We start from the raw sequence: 20,357 nt of genomic DNA on the forward strand, positions 1-20,357 counted from the left end.
CGCCAGCTACAATGGCGGGACAAAAACGGAATACAATCGGAGAGGGCGCGTAGCATGGCCGATAAACCAGACCTGCATCATCGTGCAGCGGACTATGAAATTGCGTCGCCGGACTACCTCGGCAAGCGGCAACTGGACAAGGGCCGGGCCGGATGGATCCTGCTTGCGGTGCTGGGAATTTCCTATGTGATTGCCGGTGAATTTGCCGCCTGGAATTATGGTCTTCCGCTGGCCGGCTGGGGTGGGCTGTTTATCGCGCTGATTCTGATGGCGGTGATGTACTTCTGCCTGACCTTTTCCCTGGCGGAACTCGCCACCATCATACCGACGGCCGGTGGCGGCTACGGCTTCGCCCGCCGCGCCTTCGGGCCGACCCTGGGCTATCTTGCCGGTATCGCGATCGTGTTCGAGTACACTCTGGCTACAGCCGGTGTCGCGTTATTTTTCGAGGGGTATTTCCAGGCCTTGACCGGTATCGGGGGTCTGGTCGTGCTGATTCCCCTCTACGTCATCATGATGTTCATTCACGTCAACGGCATTCGCGAATCCCTGACCCTGATGCTGGTTCTGGCGGCCATTGCCGGGCTCGGCCTGTTGCTGTTCATCGCCTTCATGCTGCCGGCCTTCGAGTTGGCCAATATCATGGACCTGCCGGTGTCGGATGCCTGGGGTGCGACCCGATTCCTGCCCCAGGGCTACTACGGCATTTGGGCCGGATTCCCGTTTGCCATTGCCATGTTCCTCGCGGTTGAAGGCGTTCCGCTGGCAGCGGAGGAGGCGGCCAACCCGGTAAAAGACGTGCCCAGGGGGCTGATTGCGGCTGTGACCGTGCTGTTCATAATCGCGGTGCTGGTGCTGCTTTCCGCGCCGGGCGCAGCCGGCTCGGGCTATCTCGGTTCGGGACAGGATCCCCTGATGGCGGCGTTTACCAAGCTCCACGGACCGGATCATCCGCTGCGGTATGGCATCAACCTGGCGGCGCTGGCCGGCATCACGGCCAGCTTCTTCTCTCTCGTTTTTGCTTATTCCCGCCAGGTGTTTTCCCTGTCCCGGGCGGGTTATCTGCCCCGTTTTCTCTCCGTCACCAACCGGCGCAAGGCGCCCTATCTGGCGGTGATCATTCCCGGCGCCGTCGCCTTTGCCTTGTCGCTGACCAGGGCGGCCGATCAGATCATCATCATCGTGGTTTTCAGTGCTACCTTGTCCTATCTGTTGATGATGGCGGCGCATATCGCGCTCCGGCTCAGGGCCCCCGGGCTCGAGCGTCCCTACCGGACGCCGGGCGGTATTGCGACCTCCATCACGGCGTTGGTTCTCGCGGGCCTTGCCTTTGCTGTGTGTATTTCCCTGAGTATCATATGGTCTGCCGTTGCTGCGGCCTGTCTGTGCTGCTTCCTGCTCTATTTCTGGCTCTACAGCCGTCATCATCTGGTGGCCCAGGCGCCCGAGGAAGAGTTCGAGACAATGCGCACAGCGGCGGCCGATCTGGAGAATTCGCCGACATGAGCAAGACGGACGGGAACCGGCAGCGCAGACGATTCATGATCCTGCAAACAGGCACTCTCCCTGACAATCCCGGAGGCATGCGGGGGCTGTACGGGGATATGGCTGAGCTCTTCTTTCCACCACTGGGTTTCCCGCCGGAGCAAGTGGTCGTTACCCGCCTGCACGAGCATCGTCTGCCTGCAGGAGAGCCCGGTGACTACAGCGGCATCCTGATCACCGGCTCGCCGCTGATGGTATCTGCGCAGGAGGACTGGATGCTGCGTATCCGTCCCTGGCTCGAACGTGCCAGAGCGGAAGGTGTTCCTCTGCTCGGCGTCTGTTTCGGTCACCAGTTGCTTGCCTGTGCTTTCGGCGGCCATGTCGGCGCCAGCCCAGGTGGCCTGGAGGCTGGAACGGTGTCCGCCGAATTCTCGGCGGAACGGGCAGAGGACCCGCTTTTCTCGGTACTCCCGGCTAGTGCTCCTGTCCAGGTTCACCACTACGAGTCGGTAATTGTGCCGCCTGCCGGTGCAGAGATAGTGGGGTGGAGTGCCCACGACGAACACCACGCCCTGCGCTACGGCCCCGCCTGCTGGGGCGTCCAGTTCCATCCGGAGCTGACGGCTCCCATGATGCGTACCCTCCTGCAGGAGGAGGTAGCATCCCTGCAAGCGGCAGAACTCGATCCGCTGTCAGTCCTCGACAGAGTCCGGAACACGCCGGTCGGGCCCACTTTGCTGCGTCGCTTCCGGGAGATTGCCGAACGGCGTCATGCAGAATAGGAATCTTGCTCGGTGGCAGCGACATTGGGCTATTCCGTCGAAGTACCGGAGCTCAACCAGGCTGATGCATTCACCGGAAGCGGTACAATGTCTTTCATCGAAACAGCGGTTGGCGGATCTTTTTGGGTACCCGGCGACGCTTGATGTTTTGCTCCCGCTAGCGGCCTATTTTCAACTATCGGTGAGACAAGTGGGCCAAACAGCGCCGGCCTTTGGCATAGGCTAGACCGCGGCTTTTCGATATACTCTCGCGTTTAGTCGGACAAGGCACCCGGGACCTGATGGAGCTCATTCGCGGTCTGCATAATCTGCGGCCCAGACACCGCAATTGCGTGGCCACGATAGGCGCCTTCGATGGCGTCCATCTCGGTCACCAGGCGGTGATCCGGCAGTTGCAGCACAAGGCCGCGGAGCTGGAGCTGCCCTCGGTGGTAATCGTGTTCGAGCCACTGCCCCGGGAGTACCTGAGGCCACTGAAAGCGCCGGCGAGGCTGATGAGTTTCCGGGAGAAGGCGCTGGCGCTGGCGCAGCTGGGTGTGGATCGCCTGCTGCGGATCCGCTTCAACGAAGAGCTGCGCTGCATGTCGGCGCAGGCCTTCGTCGAGCGGATCTTTGTCGAGGGACTCGGCATACGCTATGTGGTGTTGGGGGATGATTTCCGCTTTGGCAATGATCGCGAGGGCGATATCGCGCTGATCCAGCGCCAGGGCGTGTATCATGGCTACCAGGCCGGCGCTACCGAAACCCGTCTGCTGGACGGCGAACGAGTCAGCAGTACACGGATCCGGAAGGCCCTGGCGGAGGCCGATTTCGCACTGGCCGAGCGACTGTTGAGTCGCCCCTACAGCATTGCCGGCAAGGTGATCTACGGCCGTCAGCTGGGGCGGGAGCTGGGCTTCCCGACAGCCAATGTGGAGCTGCACCGGCTGCGTTCGCCGCTGGCGGGGGTGTATGTCGTCCACGTCGATGGCCCCGGCCTGCGCGCGGCCCCGGGAGTGGCGAATGTCGGTACCCGGCCCACGGTCAACGACAGCATTCGCGCCAATCTCGAGGTGCATCTGTTGCAGGGCGCGCCGCAATTGTATGGCAAGCACATTGAAGTGACGTTTCTGCACAAGCTGCGGGACGAGAAAAAGTTTCCCTCGGTGGTCGAGTTGCGGCGTCAGATCGCCGCGGATATAGAGACTGCCCACGCGTGGCTGGGCAGTCATTGAACCTACTGGATACTGGTAACGATCTAGATGAGTAATTACAAGGACACCCTGAATCTGCCGCAGACCGCCTTTCCGATGAAGGCCAACCTGACCCAGCGGGAGCCCCGGCGTCTGCAGCAGTGGCAGGACAGTGGCCTGTACCAGAAGATCCGGGCCGCCAGCGCCGGCCGTCCCAAGTTCATCCTGCACGACGGGCCGCCCTACGCCAATGGCGATCTGCATGTCGGCCACGCGGTCAACAAGATCCTGAAGGACATTATCGTCAAATCCCGCACCCTGGCGGGGTTTGACGCGCCCTATGTGCCGGGCTGGGACTGCCATGGCCTGCCGATAGAGCTGAATGTGGAAAAAAAGGTGGGCAAGCCGGGAGCCAGAATCAGCGCCGCGGAGTTTCGCCGCAAGTGCCGTGACTACGCCGCCCGCCAGGTCGAGAACCAGCGCCAGGTATTCATGCGCATGGGGGTGCTGGGGGACTGGTACCAGCCCTACTTGACCATGGACTTCCAGTTCGAGGCGGATATTGTGCGGGCGTTGGGGCGGATTATCGCCAACGGCCACCTGCAGCAGGGTTTCAAGCCGGTGCACTGGTGCATGGACTGTGGCTCGGCCCTGGCCGAGGCCGAGGTGGAGTACAAGGACAAGCTCTCGCCGGCGATCGATGTCGCCTATGAGGCCGTGGACCCGGCCGCGTTCCGCAGTGCCTGCGGCAGTGAGTTCAGCGGCCCGATCGCGGTGCCTATCTGGACCACCACGCCCTGGACCCTGCCCGCCAGTATGGCAGTGACCTTGCATCCCGATCTGGAATATGTGGTGTTGGCAGCGCCGGGCAGGGCCCTGCTGGTCGCAGCCGAACTGGCGGAGGCTTGCGCCGCGCGTTTTGGCCTGACAGGTTGCGAAATCCTCGGCCGCTGCGCCGGTAGGGCGCTGGAGGGGCAGCTGCTGCAACATCCCTTCCTGGAACGGCAAGTCCCGCTGATCCTGGGTGACCACGTGACCACCGAGGCGGGCACCGGGGCGGTGCATACCGCGCCGGCCCACGGCCAGGAGGACTTCGTGGTGGGCCAGCAGTACGGTCTGGAGGTCCACAACCCGGTGGCCAGCAACGGCGTCTTCGTGCCCGGCACTGAACACTTCGCCGGCCAGCATGTGCTGAAGGCCAATGCCGCCATCGTCGAGCTGCTGCGCGAGCGCGGTGTGCTGCTGCATCACGAGGACTACGAGCACTCCTACCCCACTGCTGGCGCCACAAGAGCCCGATCATTTTCCGGGCCACACCGCAGTGGTTTGTCAGTATGCAGCAGAACGGGTTGCTGCGCGGCGCGCTGGAGGCGGTGGAGCAGGTGCGCTGGTTGCCGGACTGGGGCAAGGCGCGTATCGACGCAATGCTGGCCAACAGGCCGGACTGGTGTATTTCGCGGCAGCGTACCTGGGGGGTGCCGATGGCGCTGTTCGTGCATCGCGAAACCGGCGCGCTGCATCCCGACACCGCAAGCCTGCTGCAACAGGTTGCAGCGCGGATGGAGCAGCAGGGCATAGAGGCCTGGTTCGAACTGGAGCCCGCCGACCTGCTGGGCGCCGAGGCCGCCGAGTATGACAAGGTTAGCGATACCCTGGACGTCTGGTTCGACTCCGGCGTCACTCATGCCTGCGTGCTGCGCCGCCGTGACGGCCTGCGGTCTCCGGCGGACCTGTATCTGGAAGGATCGGACCAGCACCGCGGCTGGTTCCAGTCCTCCCTGCTGACCGGCATCGGCGCCTATGGCGAGGCGCCGTACCGGACGGTGTTGACCCACGGCTTCACGGTGGACGGCCAGGGCCGCAAGATGTCCAAATCCATCGGCAACATCGTACCCGCACAGACGGCGATGAATGAGCTGGGCGCGGATATCCTGCGCCTGTGGGTGGCAGCTGCGGATTTTCGCGGCGAAATCGCGGTTTCCGACGAGATCTTTTCGCGGGTGGCCGACTACTATCGCCGCATCCGCAATACCGCCCGCTTCCTGCTGTCCAACCTGAGTGGTTTTGACCCGGCCGAACACGCGCTGCCGTTCGCGGAGCTGCTGCCGCTGGACCGCTGGGCAGTGGACCGGGCGGCACTGTTGCAGCAGGAGATCCTGGCGGCCTACGAGAGCTACCAGTTCCACCAGATCTACCAGAAGCTGCACCATTTCTGCAGCACCGACCTGGGCGGGTTCTATCTCGACATCATCAAGGATCGGCAATACACCACCCGTGCCGACAGCAGCGCCCGGCGTTCGGCCCAGACTGCGCTGTACCATATCGCCGAGGCCCTGGTGCGCTGGATGGCGCCCATCCTCAGCTTTACCGCCGAGGAGATCTGGGAAAATCTGCCGGGCGAGCGCGCCGAATCGGTGCAGTTGACGCAATGGTATGAGGGCCTGGGCACGCTGGAGCCGGATGAGGCCATGGGCCGGGACTACTGGCAGCAGATAATGTCGGTGCGCGTTGCGGTGAACCGGGAGATCGAGGTACAGCGCGCCGCCGGCCTGGTGCGCGGCTCACTCGATACCGCGGTGACCCTGTTTGCCGCTCCCGCACTGCTGGCACAACTGGAAGCACTGGGAGAGGAGCTGCGTTTTGTGCTCATTAGCTCCAGTGCCCGGCTGGCGCCGCTCGCCGAGGCGCCTGCCGAGGCGGCTGCGGCGGAGCTGGCTGGCCTGCGGCTGCAGGTGGCGGTGGCCGCGGAGGAAAAATGTGAGCGCTGCTGGCACCGCCGTCCCGATGTCGGCAGCCATAGCGCCCATCCAACACTCTGTGGCCGCTGCATCGAGAACATCGACGGCCCCGGGGAGCAGCGCCGTTTTGCGTAATCTGCTGTGGCCGGCCGGATGGTACCTGCTGGCACTCACTGTCGTGGTGCTGGACCAGTTGACCAAGGGTCTGGCGGACCAGTACCTGCAGTACGGCACGCCCGTACCGCTGACCCCCTGGTTCAACCTCACGCTGCAGTACAATTCCGGCGCCGCTTTCAGCTTTCTCAGCGACGCCGGCGGCTGGCAGCGATATCTCTTCAGCGTCGTTGCCGGCATGATCAGCCTGGTACTGATCGTCTGGCTGTCCCGTCTGTCCCGCGGCCAGTACCTGTTGGGGTTGGCGTTGGCCTTGATTCTGGGCGGCGCAATCGGCAATCTGTGGGACAGGCTGGTGCTGGGTCATGTCATCGATTTCATTTCCGTGCACTATGGCGGTTACTATTTCCCGGCGTTCAACCTGGCAGATTCCGCGATTACCGTGGGCGCAGTCTGCATGATACTGGACAGTTTTATGGTCCGAGGACAGGCGGATGCCGCCTGAAGGAGTTCTTTCCCATGAGCAGCTTGCTATGAATACCGTCGACGTACCGGTCGGCGAGGGCACCCGGGTGTTCCTGAACTTCTCCGTCAGCCTGGAGGATGGCTCCGAGGTGGACAGCAACTTCGGCGGCGAGCCGGTGGACTTCGTGGTCGGTGACGGCAGCCTGCTGCCCGGTTTTGAGCGGCGGTTGTTCGGGATGTCGCCGGGCCAGCGGCAGATGTTCACGGTGCCGCCCGAGGACGCGTTTGGGCAGCCCAACAATAATAACGTCCAGGTGATTTCGCGGGAACATTTTGACGAGGAGGCCGAGCTTGAGATCGGGCTGCTGTTTTCCTTCGCCGATGCCGGCGGCGGCGAATTGCCGGGCCTGGTGGTCGGCTTCGACGAGGAGGAGGTAACGGTGGATTTCAATCACCCGCTGTCGGGGCGTACAATCCTGTTCGATGTGTTGGTACACCGGGTAGAACCGGCGGAGTTGCATTAGTCAGATGTCACAAGTGGAGATCCAGTTGGCCAACCCCGCGGCTTCTGTGCCGGGGTGGATCGCGCCATCGATATCGTCAACCGGGCGCTGGAACGCTTCGGCGCGCCGATCTATGTGCGTCACGAAGTGGTTCACAACCGCTTTGTGGTGGAGGATCTGCGCGTCCGTGGCGCCGTGTTCGTTGACGAGCTGGACGAGGTTCCCGACGACAGCATTGTTATTTTCAGTGCCCACGGCGTGTCCCAGGCGGTGCGTACAGAGGCGGACCGGCGCAGCCTCAAGGTCTTCGATGCCACCTGCCCGCTGGTCACCAAGGTGCATATCGAAGTGGCCCGTTACAGCCTGAACGGCAGCGAATGCATACTGATAGGTCACTGTGGCCATCCCGAAGTGGAGGGCACCATGGGCCAGTATGACCGTGGCGCCGGTGGCGAGATCTACCTGGTGGAGGACGAGAACCAGGTGGCCAGGCTGGAAGTGAAGAATCCCGACAATCTGTTTTACGTCACCCAGACGACGCTGTCGGTGGATGACACGGCCCGGGTCATCGACGCGCTGCGGGCCCGTTTTCCCAATATCCAGGGGCCGCGCAAGGACGATATCTGCTACGCCACCCAGAATCGCCAGGACGCGGTGAAACAGCTGGCCCAGCAGTGTGATCTGGTGCTGGTGGTGGGCTCCCCCAACAGCTCCAATTCCAATCGCCTGCGGGAACTAGCGCAGCGCATGGGCGCCGACGCACACCTGCTGGACAGCGCCGCGGACATCGACCCCGCCTGGCTGCGGGGCAAGACCCGGATCGGCATTACCGCCGGCGCCTCCGCGCCGGAAATCCTGGTGGCGGAGGTAGTACAGGGCCTGCAGGCGCTGGGCGCCGAGGCCCCCATTGAGCTGGTGGGCCGCCCCGAAAACATCACCTTCTCGCTGCCCCGCGAGCTGCGCATCCCGGCCCGCAACCTGTAGCGAGGCCGCTCCGCCGGGGGCACGACAGAAGGCTGCCCGCTGCTTCCTGCATAGGGTGCGTTGACGAAGGAAACGCACCAACCTCGGGACATGATGCGTTTCCTTCGTCAACGCATCCTATACGAAAGAGCTCCGCGATCCGGGCCTGTACGAGTTCCGCCCTCCGGTCTGTACGAGCTCCGCTCTCCGGCCTCTACGAGCTCCGTCAACTGATCCGGTACGTGCCCGCTGCTTCCTGCATAGGGTGCGTTGACGAAGGAAACGCACCAACCCCGGGACATGATGCGTTTCCTTTGTCAACGCATCCTATAAGAAAGAGTTCCGCAAACCGGGCCTGTAAGAGCTCCGTGATCCGGGCCTGTAAGAGCTCCGTGATCCGGGCCGGTACGAGTTCCGCCAACCGGACCTGTACGAGCTTCGTTAAGCTATTCCACAAAGGCGCGCCGTAGAGCCTGATTCCAGGAGGAATTTTCTTAAGTAAGTGCCATCGGCCCGAAGAGCTGATTTCTCATTCATCAGTAAGTGCCATCGGGCCGAAGTGCCGATTTCCCATTCATCTGAACCGGCCCACTTTCGTCAAATCGCACCCCTGACTGGAATCCTCCGTCCGCCGCCGCCTATGCTTGCAGACAGCAGGGAGGTGAACCATGGGCAGGAAGCCAATGCAGTACCGGGCCGGGGGGCTCACCCTGGTGGAGCTGATGATCGTGCTGGCTCTGCTGGGGGTGATGGCGATGGTCGCCATACCCGGCTTTCAGGGTCTGTTCCAGCGTACCCAGTTGCGCACCGAGGCGGGCCGGCTGCTGCTGGCGCTGAATCTGGCCCGCAGTGAAGCCATTGTCCGCAATACGCCGGTCAGTCTCTGCCCCTCATCGTTCAGCAGCGGTGGAGAACTGGTCTGCGAGGGCGACTACAGTGGCGGCTGGCTGGTGTTCAGCAATCGCAACCGGGACCGGAATGTCGATCCGGACGACGTGCTGGTGCGGGCCTTCGGGGCACTGCCAGCCAGGCTGAGCCTTACCAACCGGGCCGGGACGGCCAGCGTCGAAGACCTCATTACCTGGTTGCCCGACGGCAGCTCCCGCCGCAACCGCAGTTTGATGTTCTGCATCGCCGGACGGCCGGAGCTGCCTTCCTGGAGCGTGGTGTTGAATCTGGTTGGACGGCCGCGTCTGGCGCGGGACTGGGGCACATGTCCAGGGCCGGCGTGAACGGCCCCGGGGCTCGAGGCCAGGCGGGCGCCGGGCTGATCGAGGTGATGATCGCACTACTGGTGTTCGCGGTGGGCTTGCTGGGCACGGTGGCGCTGCAGCTGACGGCAAAGAAAAGCAGCTTCGAGGCCACCCAGCGCTCGATAGCCACCGGCCTGGCGCGGGACATTATCGAACGGATGCGCAGTAACCCCGGTCAGGTACCGGCCTACGTCATCGATGACGTAGGCGATACCGCGAACCCCGTCACGGCGAGCGCGACCTGCACCCAGGCGGCGGCTGTCCACTGCAGCCCGGGTCAACTGGCTGCCTGGGATTTGGCCGACTGGTACGGGCTTTTGATTGGCGCCACGGAAACCGTGACGGTGGACGGAGTGTTGGCCAACGCGGGCGGCCTGGTCGAGCCCCGCGCCTGTATCAGCAACGCGGGAGGCAATATTACGGTGGCCATTGCCTGGCGTGGTGTCAATGAGATGGTCGATGCCTCGGAGGCGCAGTGTGGCAGTGGCAAGGGAGTGTACGGCGATGACGACGCACTGCGGCGGGTGCTGGTGATGACGACCTATATAGGTGGGCCCGGGTGAGCACGATCTGCCCGTCTTTCCCCGGTGCCGCGCTCGCCGGCAGCCAGGGTTGCGGCACTGGCTGCGCCGGTCTGTCGCTGGTGGAACTGCTGGTATCGATCGTGTTGGGCCTGATGCTCAGCGCGGGAATTGTAGCCGTGTACCTGGACAGCAAATCGAATTATCTGGTGGAGGAGGAAATGGCGCGTATTCAGGAAAATGGACGCTTTGCGCTGAACCTGCTCAAGCGCGAACTGGCCCTGGCCGGCTTTTTCGGCGGCAATCCGGGTATTGCTGGTTTCAGCCCGGCCGCCAGCGCGCCTGATTGCGGTACCGCCGCCGATTGGCCATTGCAGCCGTCGACGCCGCTGGACATTCTCGACGACTACGCCGGTGGTGCGATACAGATGAGCAGTGGGGTGAGGTTGGACTGTGTGACAGCCGGCGACCTGCAGGTGGCGGTGGACAGCGATGTGCTCGCCGTCAAGCGCAGCGCCGGCGAGGCCACGTTGCGCGATGGCGTCTACCGGGCCGGTGTCACCGCTGCGCGCAACAACCAGTGGTACCTGCGCTTTGCGGATAACGGCGCCGAGGTGAGCTGGTGGCGGCAGGGCACTGCGCCGGCCTCCATTCCCGCGGTTGAAGTCAACGCTGGGGGTGGCACCGGTATCGACTACTGGGCAGCCTACGCCAACATCTTCTATGTCAGAAGCTACTCCGTGGATGCAGGCGACAATATACCCAGCCTCTGCGCCGAACGCCTCTCGGGCAGCGGCATGCTCACCCGCTGCCTGATCGAAGGGGTGGAGAGCCTGCAGGTGGAGTTCGGTATCGACAGCAGCGGCGATGGCGTGCCCAACCAGTACAGGACCACTCCCACCGCGGCGGAGCTTTCCCGCGTCGTCACGGCGCGGATATACCTGCTGGTGCGCGGCCTGACCCCGGTAACCGGCTACACCAACAGCAAGCATTACCAGTTGGGGCAGACCGCGATCGCGGCCCGCCATGACGGCTATCTGCGCCGCGTGTTCAGTACCACCGTGCAAACGCACAATGCGCTGTTGCCGGTGATATGAACACGCTGGGGACCGGGGGCTACAGGGGCAGCTGCATGAACGGCCGGGGAGCAGGCGGCAAGCCGCAGCGGGGCGCGGTGTTGCTGCTGGCAATGGTATTCCTGCTGTTGCTGGCCATTATTTCCAGCTCCGTGGTCCGCACCAGTGTGCTGGAGTTCCGCATGGCCGGTAATGATCAGTTCCGTGAGGAGGCCTTGCAGAAGGCGCAGGCAATAGCCGCTGCGCTGGCTGAAGACCCGGCCAATTTCCGGCTCACGGGCGGGGTGGGCTACACCCGGTGCCGGGCCGGTGGCGGCTGCGAATCGGAAACGCTGGCGGTGGCCGCGGCAACAGAAGCAGTACCTGCCGGAGTGGATGTCTCCTACCGGATCCGCCGTCAGGCTCCCCTGGTGGTGAAATCCCTGCCGTTTCGACAGGCCGAGAGCAATGCCTCCAGCAGCCAGGTATTTGATGCAGCAATCTTTGAAGTGGGTGTGACAGTGGATGGCAGCGCGGTGCGTCTGGGCAGTGCCGAAGTGCTGCAGGGCATCGCGGTGAGGATAGCCTCGGCCGCGCGATAGGAGTTCGGAATGAAAGTCACGTTACTAATCGCAGCCCTCGCTCTGCTGGTATCACTCAATCCCGTCGGCAGCCGGGCGGACGATATTGAAATATACCTGGATGGAAGTCCGGCCGGGGAGGCCTATGTCCATCTGATGCTCGACTATCGGCCCAGCGTATTCAGCGCGATGTGCCGTTACGGTTCCAGTTGCGCACCACCGTTCATGAGCCCACAGAGCTATGCCAATCTGGGCAGGCGCAGCGAGAACGAGCAGATCAGCCGCTTCGAGGTATTGGTCGCGGTAATGACTACGTTGTTCGACAATCCGCTGTTTGCAGACATTCATGTGGCGCTGCTCACGTCCAATTTCGTCAGCACCAGCAATCCGAAGCAGCACGGCGGATCTCTCCTGAAAAGCTACAGCCTGCTCAAGACCCACCGCGGTGAACTGATCGCGGCGTTGCAATCCATACCGCAGCCCGCGGGCGCCCAGTCCGCACACAAGCTGCAGCCCAGGCATGCCTATTACGAGTGGTACCGCTATCTGAACGGTGGCGCGGTGATCGACGGCACTGCCACCGCGCAGAATTTCGACGGCGATCCGCAGGCGCCGCGGCACGATCCGGCTATCTTCACAACCCCGTCCCGGACCACCTACCAGTCGCCGTTTACCGATACGGCATCCTGCGCCAGGCTGTTTTCAATCATGCTCGCGATGAATTCCGCCAGTGAATCCAATGATCTCGACAGCCTGATCGAGGCCGACATGGCCACCGGCGCCGCAGCGACATTCGAGCAGATGCTGAAGTACATGCATCGGCCGTCCTCGGATCTGGTGGACGGTGTCGAGGGTATCCAGCCGCTGCAAAAGAGCTGGGTGATTTCGGATCCGGATAGCGTCGCCACCAGCCGCAGCTGGGCTGAGGCCGGTGGCAGCGGCCTGCCGCTGAACATCGATGATCCCGCCCGGCTGGAGGCGGAGTTGAGCAATGCCTTCATGGAAGTCACAAGTGTCAGCAGCACCTTTGTCGCCGGCTCGGTGCCGGTGAATGTCTTCGGCCAGGCCGGAGCCGGGGACAACCTGTTCGTGGCCCTGTTCGAGGCCCGGCCCACGCTGCGCTGGCCCGGCAATATCAAGAAGCTGAAACTGGTGGGTGACCCGGAGACCCCGGATACGGACGTCGACCGTATTGTCGATGTCAATGGTGCTGCCGGCTTTGAAACCACCGGTGACGACAAGGGCCGTATCGCGTTTGACGCACTGACCTTCTGGACCGATGCCGCGGCACTGCCTCCCGGGGACGGTAGCTTGTTCCCCGACCATGCGGATGGGCGCGAAGTGACCCGCGGTGGCGCGGGCCAGAAAATCACCGGGTTCATCCCCGGCGGGGCAGGTATAATCGGCAACCTCAACAGCGAGGGCGGTGCACGCCAGCTGTTCGTCGAACCGGCGTCGGTGGTCAACGGCGCCAGCAATGCATTCGACCCCTTTGATGCCGACCCGGCCACCGCCTCTGCGCTGTTGCCGGAGCTGGGTGCCGCCACGGTGGCGGAGGCGGTGGAGCTGATCCGCTGGGGTCGCGGCCAGGATGTGGACGACGAAGACGGTGATGGCTCCACCTCTGCACCACGGCCCTGGATTCTGGGCGCCGCCATGCATTCGCGGCCGTTGGCGCTGAACTACGGTGCCCAGGGCAGTTACACGGCAGAGAACCCCAATATCCGGTTGCTGTTTGGCTCCGGGCTAGGCAGTTTCCATATTCTGCAGAACACCGATGCGGGGGGTAGGGAAACCGGCTCCGAGCTGTTTGCCTTCTATCCACGCGAGCTGCTGGGCAACCTGGGCCCGCTGCGCGAAAATACCGAAACTGCGCTGAAGATGCGCTACGGCATCGACGGCGCACCGGTGGCCCTGACCCGGGATCTGAACGGCGACGGCACGTTGCAGAGCAGTGACGGCGATGAAGCCTGGGTCTATTTCGGCCTGCGCCGGGGTGGCTACAGCTATTATGCACTGGATGTCAGCAATCCCGATGTTCAGCCGACGCTGCGATGGAAAATCAGTCAGACATCGGGAGGGGATTTCGACGAACTGGGCCTCACATTCTCGACACCGGTCGTGGGCAGGGTCAGCCATGATGGCGATCCGGTCGATGTCCTGATCTTTGCCGGTGGCTATAACGGTGGTTGGGATGACAACTACAGCAGCCGCGTTGGCAAGGATGCCGGCGATGCGGACGACGCTGTCGGCAACGCGATCTACATAATCAATGCTCGGACCGGCGCGCTGATCTGGAAGGCGGTGCGGGGGGAGACCGGCAGCGTCTCCAATACCGTATACCAGCATGCTGAACTGGTCGACAGCATTCCGTCCGCAGTCACCGTGTTGCGTGACACCGGCGGCGTGATCCACCGTCTCTATGTCGGCGACACTGGCGGCACCGTGTGGCGGGTGGACTTGCCGCCCGGTAGCGGCGTTAGCCACCGCCAGGACAACTGGTTTGTCACCCGCCTGGCCGTACTGGGCGAAGATGGCAGGACCACCGACCGGCGTTTTTTCCACCCGCCCGATGTGGTCGAAACCAGGGACAGTTTCGGCGCCTATGACGGCATTGTGATATCCAGCGGCAACCGGGCAGATCCGAACGAGACCGCGGTGGAAAACCATCACTTTTACATCAAGGACCGGTTGGTATCCAGCGGCGCGGCGGCCGTGAAAGCCCGGGACGATAACCCGCTGACGTTGACGGACCTGGCGGACCAGTCCGATTGCGACACCGCTGGCGACAGCTGCGCGCTGCCGCCGGCCCTCGCCAATGGCTGGCGCATCCGGCTGCAGCGCGCGGGTGAAAAGGGATTGGCAACCGCGCTGACCGATGGCGGGCGGGTGTTCATGACCAGCTTCGTGCCCGCCTCCGCTGGTGGCCGTTGCGCGCCGGCTGAGGGCGCCGGCAAACTGTATGCCGTGGATCTCGCAACCGGGTCCGGGCAGGTGGTCTACGACCTGGGTCCCGGCATTCCGCCGGGCGTGACCGCGGTCGCCAATGTGCTGCTGCCGCCCTCGCGCCCGGAATCGGACCCCGACAGCCCAGCTGATCCCGCGGAGGTCGGCTGCGAAGGAGAGTTTTGTCAAAGTAGGACCGGGCGCCTGGTGCCGATATACTGGGTCGAACCGGGGATCGATCCACTGTGAGGGCGCAGGGCGGAATAAGCCCTGCAGCACTGCGGCAGCAGCGGGGCTTTACGATGATCGAATTGATGATTGTGGTCGTGATCGCCGCGCTATTGATGCTGGCCGCTTTCCCGGCCTACCAGGAGCAGCTGCACAAGACCCGGCGCACCGTAGCGAAGGGAGAGCTGCAGAGCCTGCTGGCACGACAGGAACAATTCTTCGTCAATAATCGCCAGTACAGCACCGACCTGAGCGACCTGGGTTTCGGTGGTGCCACCAGCTACCGGATTGACGACGACGGGCAGGAGGTGGATAGCGGGGGCATTTACCTGATCTCCCTGACCGAGGCCGCGGCCGATGCCTTCACCATTACCGCCGCGCCCCGGGGTGCGCAGGCCACAGACACACGCTGTGGCCTGTTGAGTCTGACCTCCGCCGGAATAAAGGCCAGCACGGGCACTGCCACACTGAGGGACTGCTGGTAGCGTTGGCCGATCAATCCTCCAGTTGCAGCTTCTTCAGGCGGTAGCGCAGGCTGCGAAAACTGATGCCCAGCAATCTGGCGGTGGCGGTCTTGTTCCAGCGGGATTGCTCCAGCGCCGCGCTGATGATCTGCCGTTCCACGTCCTCCAGATACACTTCCAGCTGGCCAAACGCAGCTTCCACCTCGACCGTGCCCGGTGACCTGGCGGGCTGATCCTCCGGCGCCGGGCTTGCGGGCAACTGCAGGTCGGCCACTGTGATCTGCTGTTGATCCGCCAGCGCACAGGCCCGTTCCAGGATATTCTCCAGCTCGCGTACATTGCCGGGGAAGTGGTAGCCGCGCAGTGCTTCCAGGGCCGCGGGGGCCAGCGTCGGCGGCGTTCCACCGTCCGACCCGGCAATGCGCGCCAGCAGCGCCGAGACCAGCTCTGGCAGGTCCTCCAGCCGTTCGCGCAGACTGGGTACCTGGATGTCGATCACATTGATCCGGTAGTACAGGTCGTTGCGGAAGTCCCCGGCGCGGACTTCGGCGGCGAGATTCTTGTGGGTGGCGCTGAGCAGCCGCACGTCGGTTGTCAGTTCTTCGCTGGCACCCACCGGCCGCACGGTTTTTTCCTGGATTGCGCGCAGCAGTTTGACCTGCATGGACAGGGGCAGGTCCGCCACTTCGTCCAGAAACAGCGTGCCGCCCTCAGCAGCCTGGAACAGGCCCTGCTTGTCGCGATTGGCGCCGGTAAAACTGCCCTTCAGGTGACCAAAGAACTCGCTCTCCATCAATTCGCGTGGAATCGCGCCGCAGTTGACGGCGATAAAGGGCTTGTCTGCCCGCGGCCCGCTGCCGTGGATCAACCTGGCTACCACTTCCTTGCCGACACCGGATTCGCCGCGGATATGGACCGGCGCCTGGCTGCGGGCCAGTTTTTCGATCTGCTCCCGCAGCGCGACGATGCGCGGCGCATGACCGATCAGTTGCAGTTTGCCGTGGCCTGGCCCGGCCTCGGGTGTCCGGTTCAGCCGCAGCGCAGCATTGACCAGGCTGCGCAGCCGATCCAATTCGATGGGCTTGCTGATGAAGTCGAAAGCTCCGGCTTTGAGCGCGGAAATCGCCGTCTCCACGCTGCCGTGGGCAGTGATCATCGCGACCGGTATATGGGGATACTCGCGGTTGATGTATTCCACCAGATTGATGCCGTTGCCATCGGGCAAGCGCATATCGGTCAGGCACAGGTCCGGCTGCACCGCGGCCATTTGCTCCCGCGCCTGCTGCAGCGTGGCCGCGCTAAGTGACTCCAGACCCATCCGGCTCAGCGTAATCGCCAGCAGTTCGCGGATGTCGGGTTCGTCATCGACGATAAGCACGGTTTGCGCAGTCATGTCATTCCTACAGGGCCCGTTGGTTCAGAGACAGGCGAAAACAGCTCTCGCCCTGGCTGCTGCGGCAATAATGCAGGTCGGCATGGTTGATCTCGCACAGTTCCTTGCACAGGAACAACCCCATGCCGCTGCCTTCCTGCACTGTGGTGTAGAAGGGCTCAAACAGCTTGGATTGGTCCTTTGAGGTTACACCCTCTCCCTGGTCGATGACATCGACCAGACACTGGTGCTTGCTGAATTCCAGCATCACCTCGATCCTTGCAACATCCCGGCCTGTCGCCATCTTACTGTGGCGCAGGGCATTGTCCAGCAGGTTGCTGAGTATGCGGCGCAGGTTCTCCGGGTCGAACTCCACCAGCAGGTCGCGGTAACTGCAGTCCACGGTGATCTCCGCTTCCTGCTTCAGGGTGTCGAGATAGCGGTTCACAAACTCGGGCAGCCACTCCGGCAGCAGGATATATTCGGGCCTGGGTGGTTCGCGGCGGGAAATCTGCATTACGCTTTCCACCGTCTGGTTTACCCGCATGCTGTGCTGCTGAATGATGTCAGCGAGGCGCCGGTCGGCCACTGCCAGCGCGGGAGATTCCTGCAGCAGCTGGGCGGCGTGACTGATTGCGCCCAGCGGATTGCGGATCTCGTGGGCAATGCTGGCGGTCAGACGTCCCAGCGAGGTCAGCTTCAGAGATTGGGCGTACTGCGTAACCGGGCTGTAGTCCTCCACAAAAACCAGAGTTTCGCGTTCGGCGCCCGGCTGCAACTCGCGAAAATGGGCGATGACCTGGGGTGCCTGCTCCGCCACCCGGATCGGCTGGGCCCGGTGCAGGCCAGTATCCCGCCATTGCTCGAACTGGCGCGCCAGTTCTTCACTGTAATCGGCCAGCTGCCGTCCCTGCTCCGTGAGAATCGGGTACCCGGGCGACAACAGTTGGCTCGCGGCCTGATTCATCACCCGCACCCGGCCGCGGTCATTGACCAGCAGAATACCAGTCTGCATATGCTGGACGATCTGCTCGTTGAGCCGCTGCAGATTGTAAAGATCGCTGGCCCTGATGCGGGCCAGTTCCTCGGCGCGGCCCAGCCGGCTGGCAATAAACTGCACCATCAGCGAGACACCAAAGATCAGCACGCCCAGCAGCCCCGCCGGGAACAGCGCGTTGATATCCAGTACGCCGCGCAGAATCAGCCACGCACTGTCGGCGAGAATAGCCAGGACACTGAGGGCGGCTATCAGCGTTGCCAGGGTACGGTTCGGTATCATCACCGCACTTGCCGCCACGGTAATCACCAGCAGTACCGGCAGCCCACTGCTCACGCCCCCGCTCGCATCGCTCATCAGCACAATGGCAGCGATATCGACCAGGAAAACCGCAAACAGCATGCGCTGGTTGTAGCGCCAAGTGCCCGCCAGAGAGCCCAGCAGGAGGGCGCTGGTCCCCAGGTACAGCAGCGCGACGATAACATACAGGGACGGGTTCAATGCCCCGACCAATTGCCGGGTATTGGGGCTGACCAGCATGATCAGCAATACCACGGACAACAGCGAGCGGTACCCCACGTAGATCCGGAACAGCACTACGTTTTGCTGGGTGGCGTTTGAGGCAAGCGGCCTGCTGAGGATCGCGGCTGGGTTCATCCTGTTGGTCTGTCGTCCGCCGGTACATTGACCGGATACTATAACAGGCCTCGCCGGTCTCTGGTGGGCACTATGAAGTGGCTTCATTGCTACCCCACCTACCCGACCGGGTGTGGCACAAAGGTAGAGACATCGGCCGGGAGGCGGTGTTCAAGACCGTATGCGACATGGACGTCGCATACGAGCCTCCATGGACGGATTCACGGCGTGTCTTGAACACCGCCTCCCGGCCGATGGCTCGGCGTTCGAAGTGCCCGACCGCCGAGCGGGGGAGGCTGGCACTCATGCCCAAATACTCTGCGGAAAACTTAGGGCAGTAATCAAGTGAGCTATTTTGCGGCGCGGACTGGCAGCTGAGGCGACTTTGCCGGAAAATGTGCGATTCTTTCGTCGCGAACCGGGAAGCTCATGACCACCCTCAATATCCTGATGGCCCAGATGAACACCCTGGTGGGTGATTTCGAGGGCAACACTGCCAAGGTCATGGAGACAATAAAACGGGCCGAGGAACAGCACCCTGCCCCGGTAGTGGTTTTTCCGGAACTGACCCTGAGCGGCTATCCGCCCGAGGACCTGCTGCTGCGGCCGAGTGTGGAACTGCGGGTCAACCAGGCCCTGCAGACTATCTGCGCTGCCATGGACGGCGATGCCTGGGTCGTGCTGGGTTATCCCCGCCGCGACGGCATTGTCCTGTACAACACCGCGGGGGTCCTGCACCGGGGGCAAATCGTCGCCGAATACCACAAGCAGTGTCTCCCCAACTACCAGGTCTTTGACGAGAAACGCTACTTCCAGGAAGGGGACTCGCCCTGCGTAGTGCAGATCAATGGCCTGCAGCTGGGGCTGACCGTATGTGAGGACATCTGGGAGCCCGGCCCCGTGCGCGATGCGGCCCGCGCCGGCGCGCAGCTGATACTCAACCTGAACGCCTCACCGTTTCATCGCGGCAAGCAGATCGAACGCTGGGAACTGGTGGGCGATCGCGCGCGTGCCAATGATTGCCCCATTGTCTATGTGAACCAGGTCGGTGGCCAGGATGAACTGGTGTTTGATGGCGGCTCCTTCGCAGTGGATCGCCATGGCGAGATTTGTGCCGCGGCGCCCAATTTTGTGGAAGGGGAGTACTGGCTGCAGGCGACCTCCGCCGACGAGGGCATAAGCCTGTCTGGGCTGCCTGTTGCCGCCCCGCTGGACGAGCTGGAAGCGACCTGGCAGGCGCTGGTGCTGGGCCTGCGCGACTACGTCAACAAGAACCGTTTCCGGGGGGTGGTGCTGGGGCTCTCGGGCGGCATCGATTCGGCCCTGACGCTGGCAGTGGCGGTGGAGGCACTGGGACCGGAGCGGGTCGAGGCAGTGATGATGCCGTTTCGCTATACCTCGGAGATGAGTGTGGCGGACGCGGCGGAGCAATCGCGCATGCTGGGCGTCAAACACAAGGTGATCTCGATCGAAGCGATCTATGAGGCCTTCATGGCCAGCCTGCGGGAGGAGTTTGCCGGCACCCGGGTCGACACCACCGAGGAAAACCTGCAGGCGCGCTGCCGCGGCGTGTTGCTGATGTCCATCTCCAACAAGAAGGGACTGCTGGTATTGACTACGGGCAACAAGAGCGAACTGGCGGTGGGGTACTCTACGCTCTACGGCGATATGGCGGGAGGCTTTGATGTGCTCAAGGACGTTCCCAAGACCCAAGTGTTCGAACTGGCCCGTTACTGTAATCGCCAGCGGCCCTGCATCCCCAGCGGGTGATCGACCGTCCGCCCTCGGCGGAGCTCGCGCCCGATCAGAAGGACGAGGACAGCCTGCCACCGTATCCGGTGCTGGATCGCATTCTGGAGCTGTATGTAGAGCAGGACTTCAGTGCCTCGGCCATCATCGCGTCCGGAATGGATGCGGAGCAGGTGCACCGGGTCGTGCGGCTGGTGGATCTGAATGAATACAAGCGCCGCCAGGCGCCGATCGGGGTGCGCATCAGCAAGCGCGGCTTTGGCCGCGACCGGCGCTATCCGATTACCTCCGCCTGGACGCCCGGCGACTGAGCCGGCTGTGGCAGGACCGCGG

14 protein-coding genes and 2 pseudogenes are annotated in these 20,357 nt (G+C 63.2%); 14 read left to right on the forward strand and 2 right to left on the reverse strand.

Features of this window, described 5'->3' with window-relative positions; genetic code table 11:
• The first annotated feature begins 54 nt into the window (after positions 1-54).
• The 13 genes and pseudogenes from eat to G3T16_RS14005 all read left to right on the forward strand — a co-directional run bounded on the left by eat (position 55) and on the right by G3T16_RS14005 (position 15,291).
• Positions 55-1,506 carry an ethanolamine permease gene (gene eat / locus G3T16_RS13945; protein ID WP_163495776.1) on the forward strand — a complete coding sequence of 484 codons (1,452 nt, stop codon included), beginning with the start codon at positions 55-57 and terminating at the stop codon, positions 1,504-1,506.
• Entirely contained in the window at positions 1,503-2,267 is a 765-nt protein-coding gene (locus G3T16_RS13950) for a glutamine amidotransferase (RefSeq protein ID WP_163495777.1), read from the forward strand. Before eat ends, G3T16_RS13950 begins: the two co-directional genes overlap by 4 nt.
• A 281-nt stretch (positions 2,268-2,548) precedes the next feature.
• On the forward strand, positions 2,549-3,481 hold the full coding sequence (gene ribF, locus G3T16_RS13955) for a bifunctional riboflavin kinase/FAD synthetase (RefSeq protein ID WP_163495778.1): 933 nt from the start codon (positions 2,549-2,551) through the stop codon (positions 3,479-3,481).
• A gap of 27 nt (positions 3,482-3,508) precedes the next feature.
• Positions 3,509-6,312: pseudogene (gene ileS, locus G3T16_RS13960) on the forward strand (isoleucine--tRNA ligase).
• Entirely contained in the window at positions 6,305-6,796 is a 492-nt protein-coding gene (gene lspA, locus G3T16_RS13965) for a signal peptidase II (RefSeq protein ID WP_232059085.1), read from the forward strand. Before ileS ends, lspA begins: the two are co-directional and overlap by 8 nt.
• Before the next feature lie 28 nt (positions 6,797-6,824).
• Positions 6,825-7,280, forward strand: a complete 456-nt coding sequence (locus G3T16_RS13970) for an FKBP-type peptidyl-prolyl cis-trans isomerase (protein WP_163495780.1) — start codon at positions 6,825-6,827, stop codon at positions 7,278-7,280.
• Positions 7,281-7,334: 54 nt separating this feature from the next.
• Positions 7,335-8,243, forward strand: a complete 909-nt coding sequence (ispH, locus tag G3T16_RS13975; RefSeq protein ID WP_163495781.1) for a 4-hydroxy-3-methylbut-2-enyl diphosphate reductase — start codon at positions 7,335-7,337, stop codon at positions 8,241-8,243.
• 647 nt (positions 8,244-8,890) lie between these two features.
• Positions 8,891-9,454, forward strand: a complete 564-nt coding sequence (locus G3T16_RS13980; RefSeq protein ID WP_163497111.1) for a GspH/FimT family pseudopilin — start codon at positions 8,891-8,893, stop codon at positions 9,452-9,454.
• On the forward strand, positions 9,436-10,038 hold the full coding sequence (gene pilV, locus G3T16_RS13985; protein ID WP_163495782.1) for a type IV pilus modification protein PilV: 603 nt from the start codon (positions 9,436-9,438) through the stop codon (positions 10,036-10,038). The genes G3T16_RS13980 and pilV overlap by 19 nt, the downstream gene beginning before the upstream one ends.
• The gene (locus G3T16_RS13990; protein ID WP_163495783.1) at positions 10,035-11,093 is read left to right on the forward strand and encodes a PilW family protein; all 1,059 of its coding nucleotides are present in this window, start codon (positions 10,035-10,037) and stop codon (positions 11,091-11,093) included. Before pilV ends, G3T16_RS13990 begins: the two co-directional genes overlap by 4 nt.
• A 35-nt stretch (positions 11,094-11,128) precedes the next feature.
• A complete protein-coding gene (locus G3T16_RS13995) occupies positions 11,129-11,653 on the forward strand; it encodes a PilX N-terminal domain-containing pilus assembly protein (RefSeq protein WP_163495784.1) in 525 nt (174 codons plus the stop codon).
• Positions 11,654-11,662: 9 nt separating this feature from the next.
• Complete coding sequence (locus G3T16_RS14000) at positions 11,663-14,827, forward strand: pilus assembly protein (protein ID WP_163495785.1); 3,165 nt, start codon at positions 11,663-11,665, stop codon at positions 14,825-14,827.
• Positions 14,824-15,291: a type IV pilin protein gene (locus tag G3T16_RS14005; RefSeq protein WP_269473227.1), complete on the forward strand. Its 468-nt coding sequence runs from the start codon at positions 14,824-14,826 to the stop codon at positions 15,289-15,291. Before G3T16_RS14000 ends, G3T16_RS14005 begins: the two co-directional genes overlap by 4 nt.
• 10 nt (positions 15,292-15,301) lie before the next feature.
• On the opposite strand, the gene G3T16_RS14010 is transcribed toward G3T16_RS14005, so the two are convergent.
• Complete coding sequence (locus G3T16_RS14010; protein WP_163495786.1) at positions 15,302-16,663, reverse strand: sigma-54-dependent transcriptional regulator; 1,362 nt, start codon at positions 16,661-16,663, stop codon at positions 15,302-15,304.
• A gap of 7 nt (positions 16,664-16,670) precedes the next feature.
• A complete protein-coding gene (locus G3T16_RS14015) occupies positions 16,671-18,296 on the reverse strand; it encodes an ATP-binding protein (protein ID WP_232059086.1) in 1,626 nt (541 codons plus the stop codon).
• A 408-nt stretch (positions 18,297-18,704) separates the two neighbouring features.
• Between G3T16_RS14015 and G3T16_RS14020 the strand changes: the two are divergent.
• Positions 18,705-20,335: pseudogene (locus G3T16_RS14020) on the forward strand (NAD+ synthase).
• The last annotated feature ends 22 nt before the right edge of the window (positions 20,336-20,357 follow it).

It is taken from the genome of Kineobactrum salinum (genome assembly GCF_010669285.1).
Taxonomy (GTDB): Bacteria; Pseudomonadota; Gammaproteobacteria; order Pseudomonadales; family Halieaceae; genus Kineobactrum; species Kineobactrum salinum.

Excerpts from the sequence above, each read along its gene's own strand:
- eat (WP_163495776.1), top strand. The coding sequence starts at position 55 with ATGGCCGATAAACCAGACCTGCATCATCGTGCAGCGGACTATGAAATT.
- G3T16_RS13950 (WP_163495777.1), top strand. The coding sequence starts at position 1,503 with ATGAGCAAGACGGACGGGAACCGGCAGCGCAGACGATTCATGATCCTG.
- ribF (WP_163495778.1), top strand. The coding sequence starts at position 2,549 with ATGGAGCTCATTCGCGGTCTGCATAATCTGCGGCCCAGACACCGCAAT.
- G3T16_RS13970 (WP_163495780.1), top strand. The coding sequence starts at position 6,825 with ATGAATACCGTCGACGTACCGGTCGGCGAGGGCACCCGGGTGTTCCTG.
- G3T16_RS13980 (WP_163497111.1), top strand. The coding sequence starts at position 8,891 with ATGGGCAGGAAGCCAATGCAGTACCGGGCCGGGGGGCTCACCCTGGTG.
- pilV (WP_163495782.1), top strand. The coding sequence starts at position 9,436 with ATGTCCAGGGCCGGCGTGAACGGCCCCGGGGCTCGAGGCCAGGCGGGC.
- G3T16_RS13995 (WP_163495784.1), top strand. The coding sequence starts at position 11,129 with ATGAACGGCCGGGGAGCAGGCGGCAAGCCGCAGCGGGGCGCGGTGTTG.
- G3T16_RS14000 (WP_163495785.1), top strand. The coding sequence starts at position 11,663 with ATGAAAGTCACGTTACTAATCGCAGCCCTCGCTCTGCTGGTATCACTC.
- G3T16_RS14010 (WP_163495786.1), bottom strand. The coding sequence starts at position 16,663 with ATGACTGCGCAAACCGTGCTTATCGTCGATGACGAACCCGACATCCGC.
- G3T16_RS14015 (WP_232059086.1), bottom strand. The coding sequence starts at position 18,296 with ATGAACCCAGCCGCGATCCTCAGCAGGCCGCTTGCCTCAAACGCCACC.